General features: G+C 64.8%; 20 protein-coding genes. 7 read left to right on the top strand and 13 right to left on the bottom strand.

The genetic code is table 11. From position 1 onward, the window contains the following. Positions 1–186 precede the first annotated feature (186 nt). The 10 genes from M52SOB_RS10080 to M52SOB_RS10125 form a co-directional block, all read right to left on the bottom strand. The gene (locus M52SOB_RS10080) at positions 187–1,758 is read right to left on the bottom strand and encodes a nitrite reductase (RefSeq protein WP_131111682.1); all 1,572 of its coding nucleotides are present in this window, start codon (positions 1,756–1,758) and stop codon (positions 187–189) included. After that, positions 1,755–2,891 carry a heme d1 biosynthesis radical SAM protein NirJ gene (gene nirJ / locus M52SOB_RS10085; RefSeq protein ID WP_131111683.1) on the bottom strand — a complete coding sequence of 379 codons (1,137 nt, stop codon included), beginning with the start codon at positions 2,889–2,891 and terminating at the stop codon, positions 1,755–1,757. The genes M52SOB_RS10080 and nirJ overlap by 4 nt, the downstream gene beginning before the upstream one ends. 221 nt (positions 2,892–3,112) lie before the next feature. Then, entirely contained in the window at positions 3,113–3,373 is a 261-nt protein-coding gene (locus M52SOB_RS10090; protein WP_131111684.1) for a cytochrome C oxidase subunit IV family protein, read from the bottom strand. Then, on the bottom strand, positions 3,370–3,954 hold the full coding sequence (locus M52SOB_RS10095) for a cytochrome c oxidase subunit 3 (RefSeq protein ID WP_131111685.1): 585 nt from the start codon (positions 3,952–3,954) through the stop codon (positions 3,370–3,372). Before M52SOB_RS10095 ends, M52SOB_RS10090 begins: the two co-directional genes overlap by 4 nt. Positions 3,955–4,101: 147 nt before the next feature. Then, complete coding sequence (locus tag M52SOB_RS10100) at positions 4,102–5,478, bottom strand: cbb3-type cytochrome c oxidase subunit I (RefSeq protein ID WP_131111686.1); 1,377 nt, start codon at positions 5,476–5,478, stop codon at positions 4,102–4,104. Between the two features lie 25 nt (positions 5,479–5,503). Further along, the gene (locus M52SOB_RS10105; RefSeq protein WP_131111687.1) at positions 5,504–5,938 is read right to left on the bottom strand and encodes a c-type cytochrome; all 435 of its coding nucleotides are present in this window, start codon (positions 5,936–5,938) and stop codon (positions 5,504–5,506) included. 340 nt (positions 5,939–6,278) lie between these two features. After that, the gene (gene alaS, locus M52SOB_RS10110; protein ID WP_131111688.1) at positions 6,279–8,900 is read right to left on the bottom strand and encodes an alanine--tRNA ligase; all 2,622 of its coding nucleotides are present in this window, start codon (positions 8,898–8,900) and stop codon (positions 6,279–6,281) included. Positions 8,901–9,000: 100 nt separating this feature from the next. Beyond that, positions 9,001–9,315, bottom strand: a complete 315-nt coding sequence (locus M52SOB_RS10115) for a hypothetical protein (RefSeq protein WP_131111689.1) — start codon at positions 9,313–9,315, stop codon at positions 9,001–9,003. Between the two features lie 105 nt (positions 9,316–9,420). Next, positions 9,421–10,098, bottom strand: a complete 678-nt coding sequence (locus M52SOB_RS10120) for a glycerophosphodiester phosphodiesterase family protein (protein WP_131111690.1) — start codon at positions 10,096–10,098, stop codon at positions 9,421–9,423. Further along, the gene (locus M52SOB_RS10125; RefSeq protein ID WP_172601812.1) at positions 10,095–11,408 is read right to left on the bottom strand and encodes an extracellular solute-binding protein; all 1,314 of its coding nucleotides are present in this window, start codon (positions 11,406–11,408) and stop codon (positions 10,095–10,097) included. Before M52SOB_RS10125 ends, M52SOB_RS10120 begins: the two co-directional genes overlap by 4 nt. Before the next feature lie 114 nt (positions 11,409–11,522). Between M52SOB_RS10125 and M52SOB_RS10130 the strand changes: the two genes are divergently transcribed. The 7 genes from M52SOB_RS10130 to M52SOB_RS10160 all read left to right on the top strand — a co-directional run bounded on the left by M52SOB_RS10130 (position 11,523) and on the right by M52SOB_RS10160 (position 17,247). Next, positions 11,523–11,924 carry a hypothetical protein gene (locus M52SOB_RS10130; RefSeq protein ID WP_131111692.1) on the top strand — a complete coding sequence of 134 codons (402 nt, stop codon included), beginning with the start codon at positions 11,523–11,525 and terminating at the stop codon, positions 11,922–11,924. Positions 11,925–12,259: 335 nt separating this feature from the next. Further along, the gene (locus tag M52SOB_RS10135; protein ID WP_131111693.1) at positions 12,260–13,726 is read left to right on the top strand and encodes a DEAD/DEAH box helicase; all 1,467 of its coding nucleotides are present in this window, start codon (positions 12,260–12,262) and stop codon (positions 13,724–13,726) included. Then, the gene (locus tag M52SOB_RS10140; RefSeq protein ID WP_131111694.1) at positions 13,723–14,565 is read left to right on the top strand and encodes a fumarylacetoacetate hydrolase family protein; all 843 of its coding nucleotides are present in this window, start codon (positions 13,723–13,725) and stop codon (positions 14,563–14,565) included. The genes M52SOB_RS10135 and M52SOB_RS10140 overlap by 4 nt, the downstream gene beginning before the upstream one ends. 7 nt (positions 14,566–14,572) lie before the next feature. Next, positions 14,573–15,124 carry a DOMON-like domain-containing protein gene (locus M52SOB_RS10145; protein ID WP_131111695.1) on the top strand — a complete coding sequence of 184 codons (552 nt, stop codon included), beginning with the start codon at positions 14,573–14,575 and terminating at the stop codon, positions 15,122–15,124. After that, the gene (locus tag M52SOB_RS10150; protein WP_131111696.1) at positions 15,121–16,329 is read left to right on the top strand and encodes an exo-beta-N-acetylmuramidase NamZ family protein; all 1,209 of its coding nucleotides are present in this window, start codon (positions 15,121–15,123) and stop codon (positions 16,327–16,329) included. Before M52SOB_RS10145 ends, M52SOB_RS10150 begins: the two co-directional genes overlap by 4 nt. Positions 16,330–16,426: 97 nt before the next feature. After that, positions 16,427–16,855 carry an Hsp20/alpha crystallin family protein gene (locus M52SOB_RS10155; RefSeq protein ID WP_131111697.1) on the top strand — a complete coding sequence of 143 codons (429 nt, stop codon included), beginning with the start codon at positions 16,427–16,429 and terminating at the stop codon, positions 16,853–16,855. Positions 16,856–16,869: 14 nt separating this feature from the next. Beyond that, on the top strand, positions 16,870–17,247 hold the full coding sequence (locus M52SOB_RS10160; RefSeq protein WP_131111698.1) for an Hsp20/alpha crystallin family protein: 378 nt from the start codon (positions 16,870–16,872) through the stop codon (positions 17,245–17,247). Between the two features lie 40 nt (positions 17,248–17,287). On the opposite strand, the gene pntB is transcribed toward M52SOB_RS10160, so the two are convergent. From pntB to M52SOB_RS10175, 3 genes are read right to left on the bottom strand one after another with little or no spacing between them, the layout of a single operon-like run. After that, positions 17,288–18,694, bottom strand: coding sequence for a Re/Si-specific NAD(P)(+) transhydrogenase subunit beta (pntB, locus tag M52SOB_RS10165; protein ID WP_131111699.1), 1,407 nt, complete (start codon positions 18,692–18,694; stop codon positions 17,288–17,290). A gap of 10 nt (positions 18,695–18,704) precedes the next feature. Then, positions 18,705–20,291, bottom strand: coding sequence for a Re/Si-specific NAD(P)(+) transhydrogenase subunit alpha (locus M52SOB_RS10170; RefSeq protein WP_131111700.1), 1,587 nt, complete (start codon positions 20,289–20,291; stop codon positions 18,705–18,707). Positions 20,292–20,302: 11 nt separating this feature from the next. Continuing rightward, positions 20,303–21,097, bottom strand: a complete 795-nt coding sequence (locus M52SOB_RS10175; protein WP_131111701.1) for a PP2C family protein-serine/threonine phosphatase — start codon at positions 21,095–21,097, stop codon at positions 20,303–20,305. Between the last annotated feature and the right edge of the window lie 26 nt (positions 21,098–21,123).

The raw sequence follows: 21,123 nt of genomic DNA on the forward strand, positions 1-21,123 counted from the left end.
GGCTGATGCGCGATGAGCATGCGAAACGATCATTTCAGCGCCCTACACGGCGGGTAGCGGGCTGCGGGCGGCATCTTCGCGCCCCCGCTCCTCGCCAATAGACACCGTTATTGGCTCGTCGCGGGAACACAAATCTGCTCGCCCTCGCCTGCGCTACCCGCTCGTGTTCCAATGGACAATCTGGGTTCAATGTGAAGTGCCTTCGGACTTGGTGATCTTGTTGAAGAGGTTGTACTTGCCGACCGGCTTGTCCATCGGGATGCGCTTCACCTCTCTGAAAGTCTGCGCATCGAAGACGATCAGCGCACCGCCATCGGCCCTGCGCTCCCACAGGCTGGCCAAGGCATATTTCCCGTAGCGATCGAATTCGATGTGCGCGAGCGTTTTGCCGGGATCGGTCTTCACTTCGGCGACGAGGGCGAGGCTGCGCTTGTCGATGATTTGCAGTGTGTCCTTGCCCTGGCGATCCATCATCGAGTCGGTCCAGGCGTAAGGCGTTGCCTCATGGCTGCGCATGAAAAAACCGGGGCCGCGCGTCGCAATGGTTTTGACGGTTTTCCAATCCTGCATGTCGATCACCGAAATGAGGCCCTCCTTCAGATTCGGCGAGGCCATCACGCGCCGTCCGTTCCAGTCGAAGGTGATGCCGGAACCCAGATGCGGCATGCCGGGCAGATCGAGATCGGCGATCTTCCTGCGCGCATCGAGATTGACCACCTGCCCTTTGCCGGCAGTGCGCGAGGCACCCATCAGCTCCGCATAGTCCTGGGTGAAAAAGAAATCGTCGAGCGGCTCGTCGAGCACGGTGCGGCGCGGATTGAGGAAGCCGGGGATGAAGGCGCCCTCGCGATACTTGAAATCGTGGATCACGCCGGCCGGGATGTCTTCGACCTGCGGGTCGTAGCTGATTTCCCAGACTTCGGGGATGTCCTTCAACGCAGCGACGAAGCTCTTCCGCGGCGTCGCATCATAGACGGCGGAAACGCGCGAGCTCTCCTTGCCTGCCCGATCCTTTACCTCGAGCACCTTGATGAGATTCAGATTGGCGTCGAGCAGCACCAGCGTTTGCGGCAGATAATTGGCCACCGCGACGTATTTGCCGTCGCCGGAGACGGCGACGTTGCGCGTATTGAGGCCGGCGCGGATTTCGACGACGGTTTTCAGGTTCCACAGGTCGAACTTGCTGATCCAGCCGTCGCGCGAGGCGAAGAACACGTAACGGCCGTCCGGGGTGAATTTCGGCCCACCGTGCAGCGCATAGCGCGTCGGCACGCGCGCGATCGGTTCCAGCCGGTCGCCATCGAGCACCGTCACATGGTGATCGCCGGTCTCGACGACGATGAACAGGTTCATCATGTCGGCACCCTTGAAAGCCGCCGCGGGCTGATCCGGCAGGGTGGAGAAATGGACGATGCGCGACGCGCGCATCTGCGCTTCCGTCCATTGCGGTGCCGGGACGATCGGCGTGTAGATCCAATCGACCAGCGCGGCGATTTCTTCCTTGGTCAGCTTGTCGGCAAAACCCTGCATCTGCGTCGCCTCGCGGCCTGCGATGATCGTCTTGATGGCCTCCGCCTTGCGCAGACGGACGAGGCTTTCCGGCAGCAGCGCCGGGCCCGTCAGCCCCAGCCGATCGGGACCATGACAGGCGGCGCAGTGGGCCTGGTAGAGCGCCTGCGGCGCTTCGGCGGCGAAAGTCGGCGCTGGCAGGACGGCACCGGTAAGCGCGATACCGAGTGCAAAGATGAGCCTGTTCATGCGATTTCCTCGTCGGTCAGATAGCAGCCCGGGTCTTCGGCCCATGGGTCCCCCGTCAGTTGCTGTGCCCGCACGCGGGTGTTGCCGTTGCAGATCGAAAGATAGGCGCAGGTCGCACAACGCCCCTTGACCGGGCGCGGACGCTGCTTGAGCCCATTCATCAGCGGATCGGAGACGTCCTGCCAGATTTCCCCGAATGGCCTTTCGCGCACATTGCCGAGCGTGTGATGCCACCACATGGTGTCCGGATGTACGTTGGCCAGATTGTCGATGTTGGCGACATTCACACCGGAAGCATTGCCACCCCATTGCCTGAGTTTTGCCTCGATGTGCGCGGCGCGCTGCGGAAACCGTCGCCGCACCCAGTGGAGCAGATAGACGCCGTCGGCATCGTTGTTGCCGCTGGTGAATTCCTTCGTTAGCCCCTGCTGCTGATAGGACCAGCAGGTGTCGAACAGGAGCTCCATCGCCTGTCGCGTCATGCGGTGCTGGGCGTCGTCCTTGCGGTTCTTGTTGCCACGGCCAGCGTAGTTGAGGTGCGAGAAGTAGAAGCGGTCGACGCCCTCGTCCTCGATGAGCTGGAGCAGGCCGGGCAGATCGGCGAAGTTGTCCTGGGTGAGCGTGAAGCGCACGCCGATCTTGAGACCGGCATCGCGACACAGACGGATCGCCGCGAGCGATTGGTCGAACGCGCCGGCCAGGCGACGGAAGCGATCGTGCGTTTCACCGAGGCCGTCGAGGCTGATGCCGACATAATCGAAGCCGACCGGCACGATTTTCTCCATCATCTTCGCATCGATCAGCGTGCCGTTCGAGGACAGCGCGGTGAAGAAACCGAGCGCCTTGCACTGCTGGGCGATGGTGAAGAAATCGGGGCGCAGCAGCGGTTCGCCGCCGGAGAGGATCAAGGCCGGCACCTTGAACGCCTTGAGGTCTTCGAGGACGCGCAACACCTCGTCGGTCGTCAGCTCGCCGGCGAAATCCTTGTCGGCGGAAATCGAGTAGCAATGCTTGCAGGTGAGATTGCAGCGCCGGATCAGGTTCCAGATCACCACCGGGCCCGGCGGCTGACGCAGCGGGCCGAGCGGTGTCGGCGCAGCGATTTCCTGCATGAACTGGGAGATGCGGAACATGCGCCCATTGAAGCGTAAACCGCCGGTGGCGCACGTTGATGGCGGTCAATTCTTGCGCGATTCGGCTTTGCGCCTCGAAACCCCTGCGAAACGCCGCGAGCGGGATGATAGCTCGGCGCCCGGAGCGCAGCGACCGAGACATATCAGCGAGATAGGCGAGGGAGTGAGCACCGCGCAACGCAGCAGACCGCCCGCGCAGCCAGTTTCGCAGGGGTTTCGCCTCATCTCACTCCCAGCCAGTAGGCGATCAGGATCACCGCCAACACCGCCAGCAGCCAGCCGAGCACGAGGCCGCGCCACAGCAGCCGCACCCGGCGCAGGGCCATGAAGTCCTGGATGATCATCCAGCCCTTGATCGCGGCGATGACGAGGATGGCGCTCACCGCGAGAGGGCCGGCATGGCCGGTCTTGCCGATCAGCCAGGTGAGCACGGTGGCGACCAGCAGCGCCACCCAGAGGACGTTCAGCAGATGGGTATTCATCGCATCACATAGACGAGCGGAAACAGCACGATCCAGACCAGATCGACCATGTGCCAGTAGGAGGCGCCGGTTTCCATCCCGTGGTGATCGTGCGCCGAGTAGCCGCCACGGCGGGTCTTGTTCCAGACGAACAGCAGGATCACCATGCCCAGCACGACATGCAGCGCGTGGAACATGGTGAGCGAAATGTAAAAGGTGTAGAAGAGATTGGTTTCCAGGGTGACGCCGGCGGCGAACTTGGCTCCGTATTCGAAATACTTGACGATCAGGAAGCCCACGCCGCTCATGATCGCCATCAAGAGCCAGTTCGCGCTGGCGCGGACGTGATTCGCCTTGATCGCCGCCACCGCACGGGCCACGCCCCAGCTGCCGGTGATCAACAACAGCGTGTTGATCATGCCGGCCGTGCTGTCGAGCGTTTTCTGCATCTCGTTGAACAGCTCGAGGTGCGTCAGGCGCGTGAAGGCATAGGCGGCGAACAGCGCGAAGAAGGCGGCGAGCTCGGCGAGGATGAACACCCAGATCGCGAGATCGCCGGGTGGATAGGGACGCAGCGCATGCCCGTGGTGGCGGGGATTCATGTCTTGAGATACGGAGAGGGAAAACGGAAAGCCGGCGCAAGCTTCAGTGCCGGCTTTCCAGGAGGAGGAGAACGTGGGCAAAGCGCCTTTGCATGCCGACCGCAACCACGCGTTCAAACCGCGGGTGGCTGGGTCGGCGATACGGCGTCAGGCGGCGGCCTTCTCTTCGCCCGGGATGAAGAAGCTCCAGATATAGACCAGGAGGCCGATCAGGAAGATCACGCCGGACCACTCACGCATCCAGTAGAACAGGCTGACCTGCTCCTGCGCCACCATGAAGGGCAGCGGATTCTCGGAGACGCGCTGCAGCCACACTTGCAGGATGCCGGCGGCGGTGAGGAACAGCGTGATGAAGACGATCGACACCGTCATCAGCCAGAAGCCCCACATTTCCGCCACTTGCGACTTGTTCGAGTTGGCGGCGCGGCCGCGCAGAATCGGCATCGCATAGCTGATCAGCGTCAGGTTGACCATCACATAGGCGCCGTAGAAAGCCATGTGGCCATGCGCCGCGGTGATCTGCGTGCCGTGCGTGTAGAAGTTCACCGGCGACAGGGTGTGCAGGAAGCCCCACACGCCGGCGCCGAGGAAGGCCATCACGCCGGTGCCGAGCGCCCACAGCGTCGCCGCCTTGTTCGGATGCTCGCGACGACGGCGGTTGACCATGTTGAAGGCGAACAGGGTCATCGCGAAGAACGGGATCGGTTCCAGCGCCGAGAAGATCGAGCCGATCAGCTGCCAGTATTCCGGCGTGCCGATCCAGTAGTAGTGGTGGCCGGTGCCGAGGATGCCGGTGACCAGCGTCAGCGTGATGATCACGTACAGCCACTTCTCGATCACTTCACGGTCGACACCCGTCACCTTGATCAGCACGAAGGCGAGGATCGAGCCGAGGATCAGTTCCCAGACGCCTTCCACCCACAGGTGCACCACCCACCACCAGTAGAACTTGTCGCGCACGACGTTGTGGGGGTTGACGAACGAGAACAGGAACAGCACCGCCAGACCCCACAGGCCGATCAGTAGCACCGTGTTGATCGCCGTCTTCCTGCCTTTCAGCACCGTCAGCGTGACGTTGAACAGGAAGGCCAGCGCGACGACGACGATGCCCAGCTTGGTGATCAGCGGCTGTTCGAGGAACTCGCGGCCCATCGTCGGCAACAGGTCATTGCCGGTCATCGCCGCCAGCCGCACGTAGGGCACGGTGAGATAGCCGACCACGGTGAGGCCCGCGGCGACGAGGAAGATCCAGAACATCGCCAGCGCGAGTTTCGGGCTCGCAAGCTCGGTTTCGGCCTCTTCCGGGATCAGGTAGTAGGTCGCCCCCATGAAGCCCATCAACAGCCAGACGATCAGCGCGTTGGTATGCACCATGCGCGCGACGTTGAACGGGATGTAAGGAAACAGGAAGTCGCCCCAGACGTACTGCAGGCCCATGATCAGGCCGAACAGGATCTGCGCGACGAACAGCGCGATGGCCGCGATGAAATACGGCTTCGCGACGGCTTGCGATTTGTATTGCATATTCGGTCTCCTGGTCGTTAGCCGGTCAGCCCTGGATGTTGGGCGGCCACTTGGCGGTGTTGATCTCGGACACGTACTTCAGGAACGCGGCGATCTCGTCGAGCTGCTGATCCGTGAAGTTGAACTGCGGCATGCTGCGCCGACCGGGAATGCCTGTGGGCGGACGGCTCTTGATGAATGCCTTGACCGCCTCCTCGCTGCCGAGGCGTTTGACGACGTTGCCCAGCTCGGGCGCGAAGTAGGCGCCTTCGCCGAGCAGGGTGTGGCAGCCGATGCAGTTGTTGGTCTCCCAGATCTTCTTGCCGGCGATGACCTTGGGATCGGTAAGCATCTCGCGCTTGTCGCGCTGCGGAATACTCTGTTCGGTCTGATAGGTCAGCGCCAGGAACACCAGCAGGAAGAACAGCGTCCCGCCGTAGAAGATGTTCCGGGCAGTCGAGGTAGTGAATGCTTCGCTCATATGGGCCCCCTTGTGATTTGTCGCCACCAACCGTGGCGGCGTCACTTTAGGGGGCCGCGCAGTAAAGTTCCTTGATGCGGGTCAAGTCTAACAGGTCGTTGAAAAACTACTGCGGTAGGCCATCTGCGGCGTTGCGCGGTGCTCGCTCCCTCGCCTATCTATTTGATATGTCTCGGTCGCTGCGCTCCGTGCGCCTTGCATCTGGCCATCCTCGCTACGTTTTTCAACAGCCTGTTAAGGAAACACTGAATAAGCCTGCTGCGCGACCGGATGGCTGTGTTGCGCGGTGTTGGCTTCGGCCGCCCCCAAGATGGCAAGCGCAGCAGAATTTTTCACGAGCTCAGAGCCTTGCTTCGACCCACTGCTTGACGCTTGCCAGCGCCGCCGGCAGGTTTTCCGGCTGCGTGCCGCCGGCCTGCGCCATGTCGGGCCGGCCGCCGCCCTTGCCGCCGACCTGCTGCGCCACCGCATTGACGAGCTCACCGGCTTTCAGCTTCGCCGTGAGATCGTTCGTGACACCGGCGATCAGGCTCACCTTGCGATCGAGAACCGAGGCCAGCACGATGACGGCGGACTTGAGCTTGTCTTTGAGCTTGTCCATCGTCTCGCGCAAGGTCGGCACATCGGCGCCGTCGAGCGTCGCGGCGAGCACCTTGATGCCCTTGACATCGACGGCCTGATCGGCGAGCTCCTCGCCTTGCAATGTCGCCAGTTTCGCTTTCAGTCGCGCCAGCTCTTTTTCCGTCGCGCGTAACTGCTCGATGGTTTGATGCACCTTCTGCGCCACTTCCTGCGGCTGAGCCTTCAAAGCGGCCATGACCTCGTCGAGCGTGGCCTGTTGCGCCTCGACCCAGGCGAGCGCGACATCGCCGCACACCGCCTCGATACGGCGGATGCCCGCGGCCACCCCGCCCTCGCTGACGATCTTGAACAGACCGATATCGCCGGTGCGGGAAACGTGGGTGCCGCCACAAAGCTCCTTCGACGAACCGATCGTCAGCACGCGCACTTCGTCGCCGTATTTCTCGCCGAACAGCATCATCGCGCCGCTCATTTGCGCTTCCGCCAAGGGCATCACGCGCGCTTCGGTCGCCGCATTGGCGAGAATCTCGGCATTGACGAGCGCTTCCACCTTGCGGAGTTCATCGCTCGTCATGGGCGCGTTGTGCGCGAAGTCGAAGCGCGTCTTGTCCGCGTCGACCAAGGAACCCTTCTGCTGCACGTGGGGCCCCAGCACCTCGCGCAAGGCCTTGTGCATGAGATGCGTGGCCGAATGGTGGCGCATCGTGCGGGCGCGCGCCTGAATATCGACTTTCGCCGTCACGCCATTGCCGACGGTGAGCTTGCCGGTCTTGACGATGCCATGATGACCGAAGACGCTGGCCTGGATCTTCTGCGTGTCTTCGACGGCGAAGATGCCATGCACCGACATGAGCACACCGCGATCGCCGACCTGGCCGCCGGATTCGGCATAGAACGGCGTTTCATCGAGCACCACCACGCCCTGCTCGCCCTCATCGAGCTCATTGACCGGCACGCCTTCCTTGTAGAGCGCGATGATGTTGCCTTTCGCTTCGAGCGTTTCATAACCGCGGAAGTGCGTCGCCGGCCCGTCGTAGTCGAGCTGGGCGGCCATCTTGAACTTGCCGGCCGCGCGGGCCTGTTCCTTCTGCTGCGCCATCGCGGCGTCGAAGGCGGCGGCATCGACCGTCACGCCATGCTCGCGGCAGATGTCGGCAGTGAGATCCAGCGGGAAGCCATAGGTGTCATGCAGCTTGAAGGCCGTCGAACCATCGAACACCTTGGCGCCCTGCTGTTTCATCGCCTCGAGCTGGTTTTCTACGATCGCCATGCCGTGCTCGATGGTGGCGAAGAAGCGCTCCTCTTCGAGCTTGAGCATCTCCATCACCTTCGCCTGCGCTGCCGCGAGTTCCGGATAGGCCGCACCCATTTCGGCCACCAGGTCGGGCACCAGACGGTGGAAGAAGGGCTCGCGCGCGCCGAGCTTCCAGCCATGGCGGATGGCGCGGCGGATGATGCGCCGCAGGACGAAGCCGCGGCCCTCGTTGCCGGGAATCACGCCGTCGGCCAACAGGAAGCTCGATGCGCGGATGTGATCGGCCAGGACGCGCAACGAGGGCTGATCGAGGTTCGTCTGCCCCGTCTCGCGCGCCGCGGCCTTGACCAGCGCCTGCATCAGATCGATGTCGTAATTGCTGTGCACGCCCTGCAGCACCGCGGCGATGCGCTCGAGGCCCATGCCGGTGTCGACCGAAGGCTTGGGCAGCGGGTGCATCACGCCCTGCTCGTCGCGGTTGAACTGCATGAAGACCAGGTTCCAGATCTCGATGTAGCGGTCGCCGTCTTCCTCCGGCGAACCGGGCGGGCCGCCGGGAATGCCGGGGCCGTGGTCGTAGAAGATCTCGGTGCAGGGGCCGCAGGGACCGGTATCGCCCATCATCCAGAAGTTGTCGGACAGATAACGGCCACCCTTGTTGTCACCGATGCGCACCGCGCGCTCGACCGGCACGCCGACTTCCTTGGTCCAGATGTCATAGGCCTCGTCGTCCTCGGCATAGACGGTGACCCACAGCTTCTCGGCCGGCAGTTTGTAAACCTCGGTCAACAGCTCCCAGGCGTATTGGATCGCGTCGCGCTTGAAGTAATCGCCAAAGCTGAAGTTGCCGAGCATCTCGAAGAAGGTGTGATGCCGCGCGGTGTAGCCGACGTTCTCGAGGTCGTTGTGCTTGCCGCCGGCGCGCACACACTTCTGTGCGGTGGTGGCGCGTGAGTAGGGGCGCTTGTCGAAACCGAGGAAGACATCCTTGAACTGGTTCATGCCGGCGTTGGTAAACAGCAGCGTCGGGTCGTCGAACGGCACCAGCGACGACGACGGCACGATGGTGTGGCCCTTGGACTCGAAGAACTTGAGGAACTTTTCGCGGATTTCTGCGCTTTTCATGGCCTTGCCCGGAAGTGCTTGACGAAGCGCAGGATTCTACGCGAAGCCGGCAACAAAAAGCCCGCCGGCGGCGGGCTGCGACGACTCGGCAGGCACGGGCTCAGCGATGCTGACGGTCATGCTTCTGGCGATAGATACGGCGGCTCTCGACGTTCTGGGCATGCTGGATGCGGGCGCGCTCGCGGGCGGTGACCACGCCGTCGGCTTTGGCGCGGTTCTCCATCGCATCGATGCGATCCTGGCCGCGCTCGAGGCGGGCGGCTTCGCGCGCGGTCAATTGCCCGGAAGCGATGCCCTGATCGATACGCCGCTCCTGGTTCATCTGGCGCTGGTCGATGCCCGGCGTGGCGGTCTGGGCAAAAGCGGGAAAGGTGATCGAAGCGATGACGACGGCGGCAAGCAGGCGGGTTTTCATGGATTTCTCTCCTTTGATGACATGGGACATCCCACGCCGCGCATTACCGCAGAAAGTTGTAAGTGCGTCATGGCGCGATTGCAAGCAATTGTTTCAACGCTCGGCCTACCACAGGTCGGGCCGGTCGGTGAAGATCGCCGCGGCGCCCAGCGTGAACAGGCGCTCGGCCGTCGCCCGATCATTCACCGTCCACGCCGCCCAGGGAATGCCCGCGCTGGCCAGGTCATGTGCCGTCGCCTCGTCCGCATGGACCGCATTCAGATGCACGGCAACGGCGCCCAGACGCGAAAGGCGCGCCTGCCAGTCCTCGGGCAGCCGATCGCACAAGAGCGCGAAGGCCGCTTCCGGCAATTCGTGCCGTGCCGCCAGCGCCGACTTTTCGCTGAACGAGGAGATCACGCCCTGGCCATGCCAGTGGCGCGCCAGCCAGCGGCCGACGACCGCGCCCGTCTCCTCCTCGTGACCGGCCGCGGGTTTCAACTCGACGTTCGCCCACAGACCGAGCCGCTCACACATGCCGATCGCCTCAGCGAGCGTCGGCACGCGCGGATCGCAGGCGCGGATCTCGGCCAGTGTCAGGGCGGCCACCGCGCCTTTGCAGTGCGTGGTGCGCTCGAGCGTCTCGTCGTGCATCAGGATCGGCACGCCATCACGGGTGAGCATCACGTCGAACTCGACGGCGCGGCAGCCGGCCCGTTTCGCCGCCAGCAGGCCGGCAATGGAGTTCTCCATCGCCAGATGCCCGCCGCAGCGATGCGCGATGATTCGCGGATAGCGGATCACGGCTTCGCCGCCGGGGCGAAGAGTGGCTGAGCACGCGCCACCGCCGCATCGAGCGCGGCTTTCGGCGGCTTTTGGTTACCCCAGACGAATTCGACCTCTTCGTCGAGAATGGCGCGGATGCGGCTCTTGCCGAAGCCGTTCTTGGTGCGCGCCGCGTCACGCTTCGGCATCGACAGCCGGGCATCGGCCTGGGCGAGGATCGCCGGATCGACGCCGGATTCGCGCAGCGCCTGCATGGCGGCCGGGGTCATCGGCAAAAAGCCGGTGGCGCGCACCCAGTCGCGCTGCACGTCGGGACGCATCAGGAAGGCGATGAAGCGCGCAATGACCTGCTGCTCCGGCTTCTTGTCCGCCGCCAGCACCCACAACGAGGCGCCGTCGGGCAGCACCTGTTTGGGCTTCGCGCCATAGACGTCGTCGTAATGGGGCAGCGCGGCGACGCCGAGCGGAAATTCCGGCTGCTGCCGTTTGAGTAGTGCATAGAGGGAGGACTCGCCGGTGAGCATCGCGCATTCGCCTTTGGCGAAACGCTCGTCGCCTTCGCGGCCCGGACCGGAATAGACGAAATAATGGCTCTTCTGCCAGCTCGTCAACAGCGCCATGTGCTTGACATTGACCATGTTGTTGATCGCCAGCCGATCCTGCTTGCCGTCCTTCACCACCAGTGGCTCGCCATGCTGGGCGGCGACGTTCTCGACATGCACCCAGGCAAAACGCGAGCTGGTGAGCGGGCACTGCCAGCCGGCTTCGCGCAGCTTGCCGGCGGCCTCCTGCACCTCCCACCAGGTTTTCGGCGGCGTATTCGGATCGAGTCCCGCCTTGGTGAAGGCCGTCTTGTTGTAGAACAGCACCGGCAACGACAACGCGATCGGCAGGGCCTGCATGCGGCCGGCGAGGTCATCGACGGCATCGAACACCTGCGGGTAGAAAGCCTTCACATCGAAAGCCTGCTTGCCGGTGGCCATCACCTGATGGAGCGGCCGGAAGCGCGGTCGGGTGCCGAACATCGCCAGCGCATCGTCCTCGTCGAACAAGGCCAGATGCGGCAGCCGCGCGCGCTCGGCGACACCTTGCGCGTCTTCGAGCACGATGCGTCCGGCGCCGCTCTTCAGCTTCGCCTCCGCGTCGTTGAAACGCAACACCAGCGTCGCGAAGGCATCGAGCGCCGGCCCGGACAAGGCATGGCGCAAGACGATTTCCTGGGGCGGTGCCACCGGCGCGGCGGCGGGCTTCGTCTTGGGGGCAGCCTGGAGCAGGCCGGGCATGGCCAGCAGCACGCCAGCGGCGAGAGAGAGAAAACTGTGTTTCATCGTATCCAATCGAGCGAAGAAGGAAAGCGCGCAGTGTAACGCGGCGGAAGCCGCGCCTTTCCACCGTCTGTTCCGGCGACAGGACAGGGGTGGTTTTGCCGTAAACTGCATCGCATGGTCCGATCTTTCCGCGCTCTCGCCCCCATCCTGCTGGGTGCTCTGCTGCTCGCCGGCTGCGAGCAGCTCGGCTTTCCCGATCCCGCCAAGGTGGAAGCGGCGCGCGAGGCCGAAGGCCGCGCGATCGGCGGCGCCTGCCGGCACAGCGGCCGCGCGCTCGAAGACTGCTACAAGCTCAACCCGAAGGCCTCCAAGGCGGCGATCTATGCCGGCTGGCGCGACATGGATGCCTACATGCGCGAGAACAACATCGCCATCGTGCCGAGCGGCTCGAGCGCGGCTCGCAAGCCCGCCGAGGACAAACCCGAAACCGACGAGCCCGCCGCGAAGGCGAAGCCCAGCCCGGCCGCGGCGTCACCGAGCGACGCCCCAACAGCCCCAGGGCGCAGATCCTCTTGAACTGCCGTAGAATCAGCGCCGGTCCCGCCGGTTGGACCCGCATCACATCCGCATCGTCGCCCTGCCTGAACCGGCACAGTCTCCTGAGAGCTGGCGCGCGACTACAACCAACCGGAGCACCGATTTGAACCCAGATTGTCCATTGGAACACGAGCGGGTATCGATGGCGAGGGCGAGCAGGTTTGCGTCCCCGCGACGAGCCAATAACGGTGTCTATTGGCGAGGAGCGGGGGCGCGAAAATGCCGCCCGCAGCCTGATAGCCGCCGTGTAGGGCGCTGAAATGAACGTTTCGCATGCTCATGGCGCATCAGCCCGGTCTAATGGACAGTCTGGGTTGAAATTCAGCGACCTCGGGCTGGCGCCCGAAATCTTGCGGGCCGTGCAAGATGCCGGCTATCTCGAACCGACGCCGATCCAGGCGCAGGCGATTCCCGCCGTGCTGGCCGGCCATGACGTGATGGGCGGCGCGCAGACCGGCACCGGCAAGACCGCCAGCTTCACCCTGCCGCTGTTGCACAAGCTCGCCCGCCATGCCAACACCAGCCCTTCCCCCGCCCGCCATCCGGTGCGCGCACTGATCCTGACGCCGACGCGCGAACTGGCGATGCAGGTCGAGGAATCGGTCAAGACCTACGGCAAGTATCTGCCGCTACGCTCGGTGTGCATCTACGGCGGCGTAGACATGAAGGCCCAGATCACCGCGCTCAAGGAAGGGCGCGAGATCGTCGTCGCCACGCCCGGGCGGCTGCTCGATCACGTCGAGCAGAAGACGGTGAATTTCGGCGCCGTCGAATTCCTCGTGCTCGACGAAGCCGACCGCATGCTCGACATGGGCTTCATCCCGGACATCAAGCGCATCCTCGCGCTCTTGCCGACGACGCGCCAGAGCCTGCTGTTCTCGGCGACCTTCTCGGACGAGATCAAAAAGCTCGCCGACGCGATGTTGAAAAGCCCGCTGCTGATCGAGGTCGCGCGCCGCAACACGGTGTCCGAGACCATCACCCACCGCGTGCATCCGGTCGCCGCCGAGCGGAAACGTTACCTGCTCAAGCATCTGCTCGAGGACCCGGCGATGCGCCAGGTGCTGGTCTTCGTCGGCACCAAGTTCGGCGCCGCGCGACTCGCCACCTGGCTCGCACGCCAGGGCATCCAGGCCACCGCGATCCACGGCGACAAGAGCCAGCAGGAGAGGACCCGCGCGCTCGACGCCTTCAAGTCGGGTCAGGCGCGCGTGCTGGTCGCCACCGACGTCGCGGCACGCGGCCTCGACATCGACGACCTGCCGCACGTGATCAATTACGAGCTGCCGCGCGTCGCCGAAGATTACGTGCATCGCATCGGCCGCACCGGCCGGGCCGGCAAGACGGGCGAGGCGACTTCGCTGGTCGCGCCCGAGGAGATGAAGCAACTGGCCGAAATCGAAAAGCTCACGCGCTTCAAGATCGAACGCGTCGTCGTCCCGGGCTTCGAGCCCGGTGCGGCTGGCCCCGCGGCCGAACGCGAGGAACGGCCGGAACGCGCTGGCCGCGGGCACAAGCAGGACAGACGCGCCGGCCACGGGCCGAAGGCGCCGATCGACCATCTGCCCGCCCCTGCCGCGCATCTGCCGCGCGTGCCGCAGCAGCCAATGATCGCTGCCGACGGCTTCGATTTTTCCCAGCCCTACACGCCGAAGGAAGTCCCTGCCGCACCGCCGAGTGACACAAAGTCGGCGCTGGCGGAACGGCACCCGCGCAAGCCCCTGCGCCCCGTTGCCGCCCTGTTGGGCGGTTTTGCCAAGAAACCGGAGAATCCCGCATGAAACTCGTCCGCTTCGGCCCGCAGGGCCGTGAAAAACCCGGCCTGATCGACCGAGACGGCCGCCTGCGCGACCTGTCCGCCCATTGCGCCACGATCGGCTGGGAGGAACTGTCGCCCGCCGGCCTCAAGCGACTGTCCCGCATCGATCCGGCCACGCTGCCCGTCGTCAAAGGCAAACCGCGGCTGGGCGTGCCTTTCACGGGCATCAGCAAGATCGTCGGCGTCGGTCTCAACTACCGCGACCACGCCAAAGAGACCGGCGCCGCAATCCCGACCGAACCGGTGTTGTTCATGAAGGCCACCACGGCGATCAACGGCCCTTTCGATGACATCGTGCTTCCCCGCGGCTCGACGATGACCGACTGGGAAGCCGAGCTCGGCGTCGTCATCGGCAAGACGGCCCGTTACGTCGAGGAAAGCCAGGCGCTCGCCCATGTCGCCGGCTATGTCACCTTCCACGACGTTTCCGAACGCGACTTCCAGAAGAACCGCGGCGGCAGCTGGGACAAGGGCAAGGGCTGCGACAGCTTCGCGCCGATCGGCCCCTGGCTCGTCACGCGCGACGAGGTGCCGGATCCGCAACGCTTGCGCGTCTGGTGTGAAGTCAATGGCGAGCGGCGCCAGGACGGCAACACCGCCGACATGATCTTCCCGGTCGCACATCTGGTCAGCTACATCTCGCAGTTCATGACGCTCTTGCCGGGTGATGTGATCTGCACCGGCACGCCGGCCGGTGTCGGGCTGGGCATGAAGCCGCCGCGTTTCCTCAAGGCCGGCGATGTCGTCAGGATCGGCGTCGAAGGATTGGGCGAACAATGCCAGAAAGTGGTCGCTTCCTGATTTCTGCATGAGCCAGGCGATCCATGCCACCCTCGCCGCTCATCCCGACAATCCGCAGGGCTTCGTGCAGCGCGTTGGCGTCACCGTGCTGCAAAAGGACGACGGGACGCTGAAGCTCGCCTACACGATCCACTGCCCGGCGGGTCTGATGCGGGTACCGACGCGCGAGGCCCCGGCGCCCGCTGGCGCACTGTGGCAGACCACCTGCTGCGAACTTTTCGTCGCCGCCGACAGCGATTGCGCCTACCGTGAATTCAATTTCTCGCCCTCCGGTCAGTGGGCCGCGTACGATTTCGCCGCTTACCGCGAGCCGCTGAAGCCTGGCGCACCGATCCCGGCGCCGTTGCTGTGGTCGCACTACCGGGATGGCAGCCTGCGCCTCGATGCGAGTCTTTCGCCTTCGGCGCTGCCGGCCGGCAGGCATCTGCGCTGCGCGCTCGCGGTGGTCGTCGAGCGCCATGACGGCCGGCTCGGCTACTGGGCGCTGGCCCATCCTGCGGGCCCCCCCGACTTCCATCACCCCACCAGCTTCCTGCTCGCCTTCCCCCGCCCCCGATGAAATTCGGTCTCGACCGCCTGATCGAAGATGCCGCCCTACGCCGGCCGCTCGCCGGCCGTCGCGTCGCGCTGCTCGCCCACCCGGCCTCGACGACGCGCGCATTGACGCATGCGCTCGATGCCCTCGCCGCGCTGCCGGAGATTCGGCTCACTGCCGCCTTCGGCCCGCAGCATGGCCTCAGGGGCGACAAACAGGACAACATGATCGAATCGGCGGACTTCGTCGATCCGCGACACGGCATCCCGGTCTTCAGCCTCTACGGCGCGGTGCGCCGGCCGACCGCGGCGATGATGGAAAGCTTCGACGTGCTGCTCGTCGACTTGCAAGACCTCGGCTGCCGCGTCTATACCTTCGTCACCACGCTGCGTTACGTCCTCGAAGCCGCCGCGCGGCATGGCAAGGCGGTGTGGGTGCTCGACCGGCCGAATCCGGTCGGCCGTCCGATCGAGGGGCTGCTGCTTGAGCCGGGCTGGGAGAGCTTCGTCGGCGCCGGGCCGATGCCGATGCGCCACGGCCTGACGCTAGGCGAGTTGGCGCGCTGGTTCGTCGTCAGCTTGAGGCTCGATGTCGAGTGTGAGGTGATCACGATGCAGGGCTGGGACGCGGACGCCGCGCCCGGCTTCGGCTGGCCGCTTCTCGAACGCGCTTGGATCAATCCCAGCCCCAATGCGCCGAATCTCTCGATGGCGCGCTGCTACGCCGGCACCGTGATGCTGGAGGGTACGACGCTTTCCGAAGGGCGCGGCACGACGCGGCCGCTGGAGCTCTTCGGTGCGCCCGACATCGATTCCGCGCGGCTGCTCGCCGAAATGCAACGGCTCGCGCCCGATTGGCTCGCCGGCTGCATCTTGCGCCCCTGCTGGTTCGAGCCGACCTTCCACAAGCATGCCGGCAAGCTCTGCCAAGGGCTGCAGATCCATGTCGACGATCCGGCGCACTACGATCATCGACGCTTCAAACCCTGGCGGCTGATGGCGCTCGCCTTCAAGGCGATCCGCCGGCTTTGGCCCGACTACCCGCTCTGGCGCGATTTTCCTTACGAATACGAAACTCAGCGGCTGGCCATCGATGTGATCAACGGCGGGCCCACACTGCGCGCATGGGTCGACGACCCGGCCGCCACCCCTGCCGATCTCGACGCGCTCGCCGCGAAGGACGAGGCCGCCTGGCAGGAGGCCAGCACCAGCTACTTGCTCTACGCCTGAAAGCGCACCCCTTGAAGTTTTGCCGCCAGCGCACATATCGCCGGCAAGAGGCGAGTATCCCGTTCGCCTGTTCAGCAAAGAACCAAGGAGAATGCGCATGTACACTCGTAACCTGTTTCCCCGCGACCTGTTCGCGGAACTGGAGCGCCTGCAGCGCGACATGCAGCAGGCATTCGACCTGAGCATCCGCGGCGGTGCGCGCGGCGGCTTTCCGGCGCTGAACATCGGCAGCACGCCGAAATCGGTCGAAATCTACGCCTTCGCGCCGGGCATCGATCCAGCGGCGATCGAAGTGCAGATCGAGAAGGGTGTGCTCACCATCGCCGGCGAACGCGCCGAGGAGACCTTGCCGGAAAAGGCGATGCTGCACATCGGCGAGCGTTTCGCCGGCCGCTTCCGCCGCGTCATCACCCTGCCGGACGACATCGACCCGAACAGCGCGACGGCGAAGTATCGCGACGGCGTGCTGCACATCAGCATCGCCCGCCAGGAAGCCGCGATCCCGCGCCGCATCGCCATCCAGTGAAGGAGGAAGTCGACATGACGACAGCCGTTGAAAAGACCCCAGGCAAGACGACCCAGCCCGAGGCCAGCCTGCTGCCGCCGGTGAATGTCATCGAGGATGCGAACGGCATCACGCTGACGGCGGATCTGCCCGGCGTGCCGAAGGACAAGCTGAACCTGCTGGTCGAGGCGGATACGCTGACCATCGAAGGAGAAGTGGCGCTCGCCATGCCGGAGGGTATGGAATCGCTGCATGCCGAGGTGAATCTGCCGCGTTACCGGCGCGTATTCACGCTCTCCAAGGAGCTGGACAGCGAGAAGGTCGCCGCGGAGTTCGCCAATGGCGTGCTCAAGCTGCGCATCCCGAAGGCGGCACACGCGCAACCCAAGCGCATCGAAATCCGCGTCGAATGAGCACGGCCCGGCGCGGGGGGCAGCGCCTGCGCCGGACTCACTACTTCAGTGCCGCAAGCACCTCATCGAGCGTCTTCTTCGCGTCGCCGAACAGCATCCGGTTGTTCTCCTTGTAGAACAGCGGATTGTCGACGCCGGCATAGCCGGAGGCCATCGAGCGTTTCATGACGATCGAGGTCTTCGCCTTCCACACTTCGAGCACCGGCATGCCGGCGATCGGGCTGCCCGGCACTTCCTGCGCCGCCGGATTGACGATGTCGTTGGCGCCGATCACCAGCGCCACGTCGGTGTCCGGAAAGTCCGGGTTGATCTCGTCCATTTCCAGCACGATGTCGTAGGGCACCTTGGCCTCGGCGAGCAGCACGTTCATGTGCCCCGGCATGCGGCCGGCCACCGGATGGATGCCGAAGCGCACCTCGACGCCCTTCTCGCGCAGCAGTCTGACGATTTCCGAGACGGTGTGCTGTGCCTGCGCCACCGCCATGCCGTAGCCGGGCACGATGATCACTTTTTTCGCTTCGCGCAGCAGTTCCGCGGTTTCCTGCGCCGTGATCGGATTCACCTCGCCGGCCGGTGCCGTCCCGCCAGCGCCGACTTTCTGTCCTTCCCCGGTGCCGAAGCCGCCACTGATCACGCTGATGAAGTTGCGGTTCATCGCCCGGCACATGATGTAGGAGAGGATCGCGCCCGAGGATCCCACCAGCGCGCCGACGACGATCAACAGGTCGTTGGCGAGCATGAAGCCGGTGGCGGCCGCCGCCCAGCCCGAGTAGGAATTGAGCATCGAGACGACCACCGGCATGTCGGCGCCGCCGATCGCCATCACCATGTGGATGCCGAACAAGAGGCCGATCACAGTCATCACGATCAGCGGTGTCATGCCCGTCGCGACGTTCTCGGCCTGCAGGAAGGCATAACCGAAGTAGATCACCACCAGTGCCAGCACGAGATTGAGCGCATGGCGGCCCGGCAGCAGCACCGGCTTGCCGGAAATCTTGCCGGAGAGTTTGCCGAAGGCGATCAGCGAGCCCGAGAAGGTCACCGCACCGATGTAGATGCCGACATAAATTTCGAGCTCGTGGATCGCCTTCTCGGCACCCGTAAAGACGACCGAGGTGTCGATGTAGCTGGCGAAGCCGACCAGACAGGCCGCCAGGCCCACCAGACTGTGCATCAACGCCACCAGTTCCGGCATCTGCGTCATCTGCACCTTTTTCGCGGCGATCAGACCGATCAGACCGCCAATGGCCAGCGCGCCGACGATCCACGGCAGTCCTGCCATCGTCACGCGCGGGCCGAAGACGGTGGCGAGCACCGCGATCGTCATGCCAATGATGCCGTAGAGGTTGCCGCGCCGCGCGGTCTCGGGGTTCGACAGCCCGCCGAGACTGAGGATGAACAGGATGGTGGCGCCCAGATAGGCGACGGCGGAGAGATTTGCGCTCATCGGGACGACCTCACTTCCTGAACATCGCCAGCATGCGGCGCGTGACGGCAAAGCCGCCGAACATGTTGATCGCCACCAGCAGCACGGCGACGAACGCCAGACCGAGGATCAGGGCATCGGGCCGGCCGGCCATGCCGGACTCGGGCGGCGCGATCTGGATCAGCGCACCGATGGCGATGATCGACGAGATCGCGTTGGTGACGCTCATCAAGGGCGTATGCAGCGCAGGGGTGACGTTCCAGATCACCATGTAGCCGACGAAGCAGGCCAGCACGAAAACCGTGAAGTGCGACAGGAACGAGGTCGGAGCGAAGGCGCCGACGAGCCAGAACAAGACGGCGCCGATGGCGAACAGGATCGCGAGCGTCTTGCCGGCCATCGGCGCACCGGCGCCATGACCGTGCGCCGCAGGTTTCGCCGGCGCGGCGGCAGCGGGCACGGGCTTGGGCGCTGCGGCCGGCAGTTTCGGTGGCGGCGCGGGCCAGGTGATCTCGCCCTCTTTGATCACGGTCAGGCCGCGGATCGCATCGTCATTGAAATCGACGTCGATCGTGCCGTCCTTGTTCTTGCAGAGCTCCTCGGTCAGGCGCAGCAGGTTGGTGGCATACAGCGTCGAAGACTGGCGCGCCAGCCTTGAGGGCAGATCGGTGTAGCCGATGATCGTCACGCCGTGGCGCACCACCGCCTCGCCCGGCACGGTCAGCTCGCAGTTGCCGCCCTGCTCGGCCGCCATGTCCACGATCACGCTGCCCGGGCGCATGCTCTGCACCATCTCGGCGGTGATCAGCTTCGGCGCCGGTTTGCCCGGAATCAGCGCGGTGGTGATGACGATGTCGGCTTCCGCCACCTCGCGCGCATACATCGCGCGCTGCGCCGCCTTGAAGCCCTCCGACATCTCTTTCGCATAGCCGCCGGCGCCTGCGCCTTCCTCTTCGTAATCGACCTTGACGAACTCGCCGCCGAGCGATTTCACCTGGTCGGCGACTTCCGAGCGCGTGTCGTTGGCGCGCACGATGGCGCCGAGATTCGCCGCCGTGCCGATCGCCGCCAAGCCAGCGACGCCGGCGCCGGCGATGAACACCTTGGCCGGCGGCACCTTGCCGGCGGCGGTGACCTGGCCGGCGAAGAAACGGCCGAAGGCGTTCGCCGCCTCGATGACGGCGCGATAACCGGCGATGCCGGCCATCGAGGTCAGCGCGTCCATCTTTTGCGCACGCGACAGTTGCCGCGGCAGGCAGTCCAGCGCCAGCACGGTGGCGCGCTTCGCGGCCAGCGCCTGCATCAGTTCCGGATTCTGCGCCGGCCAGACGAAGCCGATCAGCGTTGCGCCTTCCTTCATCAGCGCGACCTCGGCCAGGGTGGGCGGACGCACCTTGAAGACGATGTCGGCGCTGCTCCACAGCGCCGCCGCATCGGCAAGCACCTGCGCCCCGGCAGCCTGATACGCCGCATCGCTGAAATTGGCGGCCGCGCCGGCATCGTGCTCGATGGCGACGGCAAAGCCGAGTTTGATCAGTTTTTCGACGACTTCCGGAACCGTCGCGACGCGTTTCTCGCCCGGGTAGGTTTCCCTGGGCACACCGATGGTCAATGGCATCGAGCCTCTCCTCATTCTTTGGGCGGTGTCCGCCGCCACGGCGGCACCGGACGTTCTTCGGCAACGTACTTGACGCGCAGGACGATACACGAGACGTTGTCGCCGCGCCCGGCGGCGCGCTCCCGCGCGCCCTGGATCAGGCGTTCGGCCGCCTCGCGCGGCGGAAGCTCCGAGAGCAGCTGGCCGAGCTCCTGGTCGGAAAAATACGCCCACAGACCGTCGGAGCACAGCAGGAAGCTGTCGCCTTCGGCGAGCGGGTCGGCGCTGCCGAATTCGATTTGCGGCGGCGACTCGTCACCGAGACAGGAGATCAGGAGATTCTTCTGCGGATGCTCGGCGGCCTGAGCCTCGGTCAGATAACCCTGCCGGACGAGGTTCATCACATGGGAATGGTCCCAGGTTTTCGAGACTAGGGCACCGGCGCGGAAATGATAGACGCGTGAATCGCCGCAATGCGCCCAGTCGGCCTTGCCATGATGGACGATCAGCAGACAGGCGGTGCTGTGCGGTTCCTGCTCGCTGGTCAGATGCGCCAGCCGGATCGCGGCATGGGCATCGTTGATGCTGCTGGCGAGGATGTCGCGGATCTCACCGGCTTCCAGCGGATTGCTGACGAAATTGGTACGCGCGGAATGCACCACCTGTTCGGCGGCCAGCGCCCCGCCCGTGTGCCCGCCCATGCCGTCGGCCACCACTGCGAGCAATGCGCCCTTCCGGATCGGATGTGCGAACAGGCCGACACGGTCCTGCTGCTCGTCGCGGTCGCCGATGTGTTGCGCAGTGCAAGTCTCGATGATGAAGGGCATGTTTCGATTATATTTGCTTCCATTCT

It is taken from the genome of Sulfuricystis thermophila (assembly GCF_004323595.1).
Classification (GTDB): Bacteria; Pseudomonadota; Gammaproteobacteria; order Burkholderiales; family Rhodocyclaceae; genus Sulfuricystis; species Sulfuricystis thermophila.

What these genes read in the sequence shown, in the direction of transcription:
- M52SOB_RS10080 (WP_131111682.1), bottom strand. Translation starts at nt 1,758, where the DNA reads ATGAACAGGCTCATCTTTGCACTCGGTATCGCGCTTACCGGTGCCGTC.
- nirJ (WP_131111683.1), bottom strand. Translation starts at nt 2,891, where the DNA reads ATGTTCCGCATCTCCCAGTTCATGCAGGAAATCGCTGCGCCGACACCG.
- M52SOB_RS10090 (WP_131111684.1), bottom strand. Translation starts at nt 3,373, where the DNA reads ATGAATACCCATCTGCTGAACGTCCTCTGGGTGGCGCTGCTGGTCGCC.
- M52SOB_RS10095 (WP_131111685.1), bottom strand. Translation starts at nt 3,954, where the DNA reads ATGAATCCCCGCCACCACGGGCATGCGCTGCGTCCCTATCCACCCGGC.
- M52SOB_RS10100 (WP_131111686.1), bottom strand. Translation starts at nt 5,478, where the DNA reads ATGCAATACAAATCGCAAGCCGTCGCGAAGCCGTATTTCATCGCGGCC.
- M52SOB_RS10105 (WP_131111687.1), bottom strand. Translation starts at nt 5,938, where the DNA reads ATGAGCGAAGCATTCACTACCTCGACTGCCCGGAACATCTTCTACGGC.
- alaS (WP_131111688.1), bottom strand. Translation starts at nt 8,900, where the DNA reads ATGAAAAGCGCAGAAATCCGCGAAAAGTTCCTCAAGTTCTTCGAGTCC.
- M52SOB_RS10115 (WP_131111689.1), bottom strand. Translation starts at nt 9,315, where the DNA reads ATGAAAACCCGCCTGCTTGCCGCCGTCGTCATCGCTTCGATCACCTTT.
- M52SOB_RS10125 (WP_172601812.1), bottom strand. Translation starts at nt 11,408, where the DNA reads ATGAAACACAGTTTTCTCTCTCTCGCCGCTGGCGTGCTGCTGGCCATG.
- M52SOB_RS10130 (WP_131111692.1), top strand. Translation starts at nt 11,523, where the DNA reads ATGGTCCGATCTTTCCGCGCTCTCGCCCCCATCCTGCTGGGTGCTCTG.
- M52SOB_RS10140 (WP_131111694.1), top strand. Translation starts at nt 13,723, where the DNA reads ATGAAACTCGTCCGCTTCGGCCCGCAGGGCCGTGAAAAACCCGGCCTG.
- M52SOB_RS10145 (WP_131111695.1), top strand. Translation starts at nt 14,573, where the DNA reads ATGAGCCAGGCGATCCATGCCACCCTCGCCGCTCATCCCGACAATCCG.
- M52SOB_RS10150 (WP_131111696.1), top strand. Translation starts at nt 15,121, where the DNA reads ATGAAATTCGGTCTCGACCGCCTGATCGAAGATGCCGCCCTACGCCGG.
- M52SOB_RS10155 (WP_131111697.1), top strand. Translation starts at nt 16,427, where the DNA reads ATGTACACTCGTAACCTGTTTCCCCGCGACCTGTTCGCGGAACTGGAG.
- M52SOB_RS10160 (WP_131111698.1), top strand. Translation starts at nt 16,870, where the DNA reads ATGACGACAGCCGTTGAAAAGACCCCAGGCAAGACGACCCAGCCCGAG.
- pntB (WP_131111699.1), bottom strand. Translation starts at nt 18,694, where the DNA reads ATGAGCGCAAATCTCTCCGCCGTCGCCTATCTGGGCGCCACCATCCTG.
- M52SOB_RS10170 (WP_131111700.1), bottom strand. Translation starts at nt 20,291, where the DNA reads ATGCCATTGACCATCGGTGTGCCCAGGGAAACCTACCCGGGCGAGAAA.
- M52SOB_RS10175 (WP_131111701.1), bottom strand. Translation starts at nt 21,097, where the DNA reads ATGCCCTTCATCATCGAGACTTGCACTGCGCAACACATCGGCGACCGC.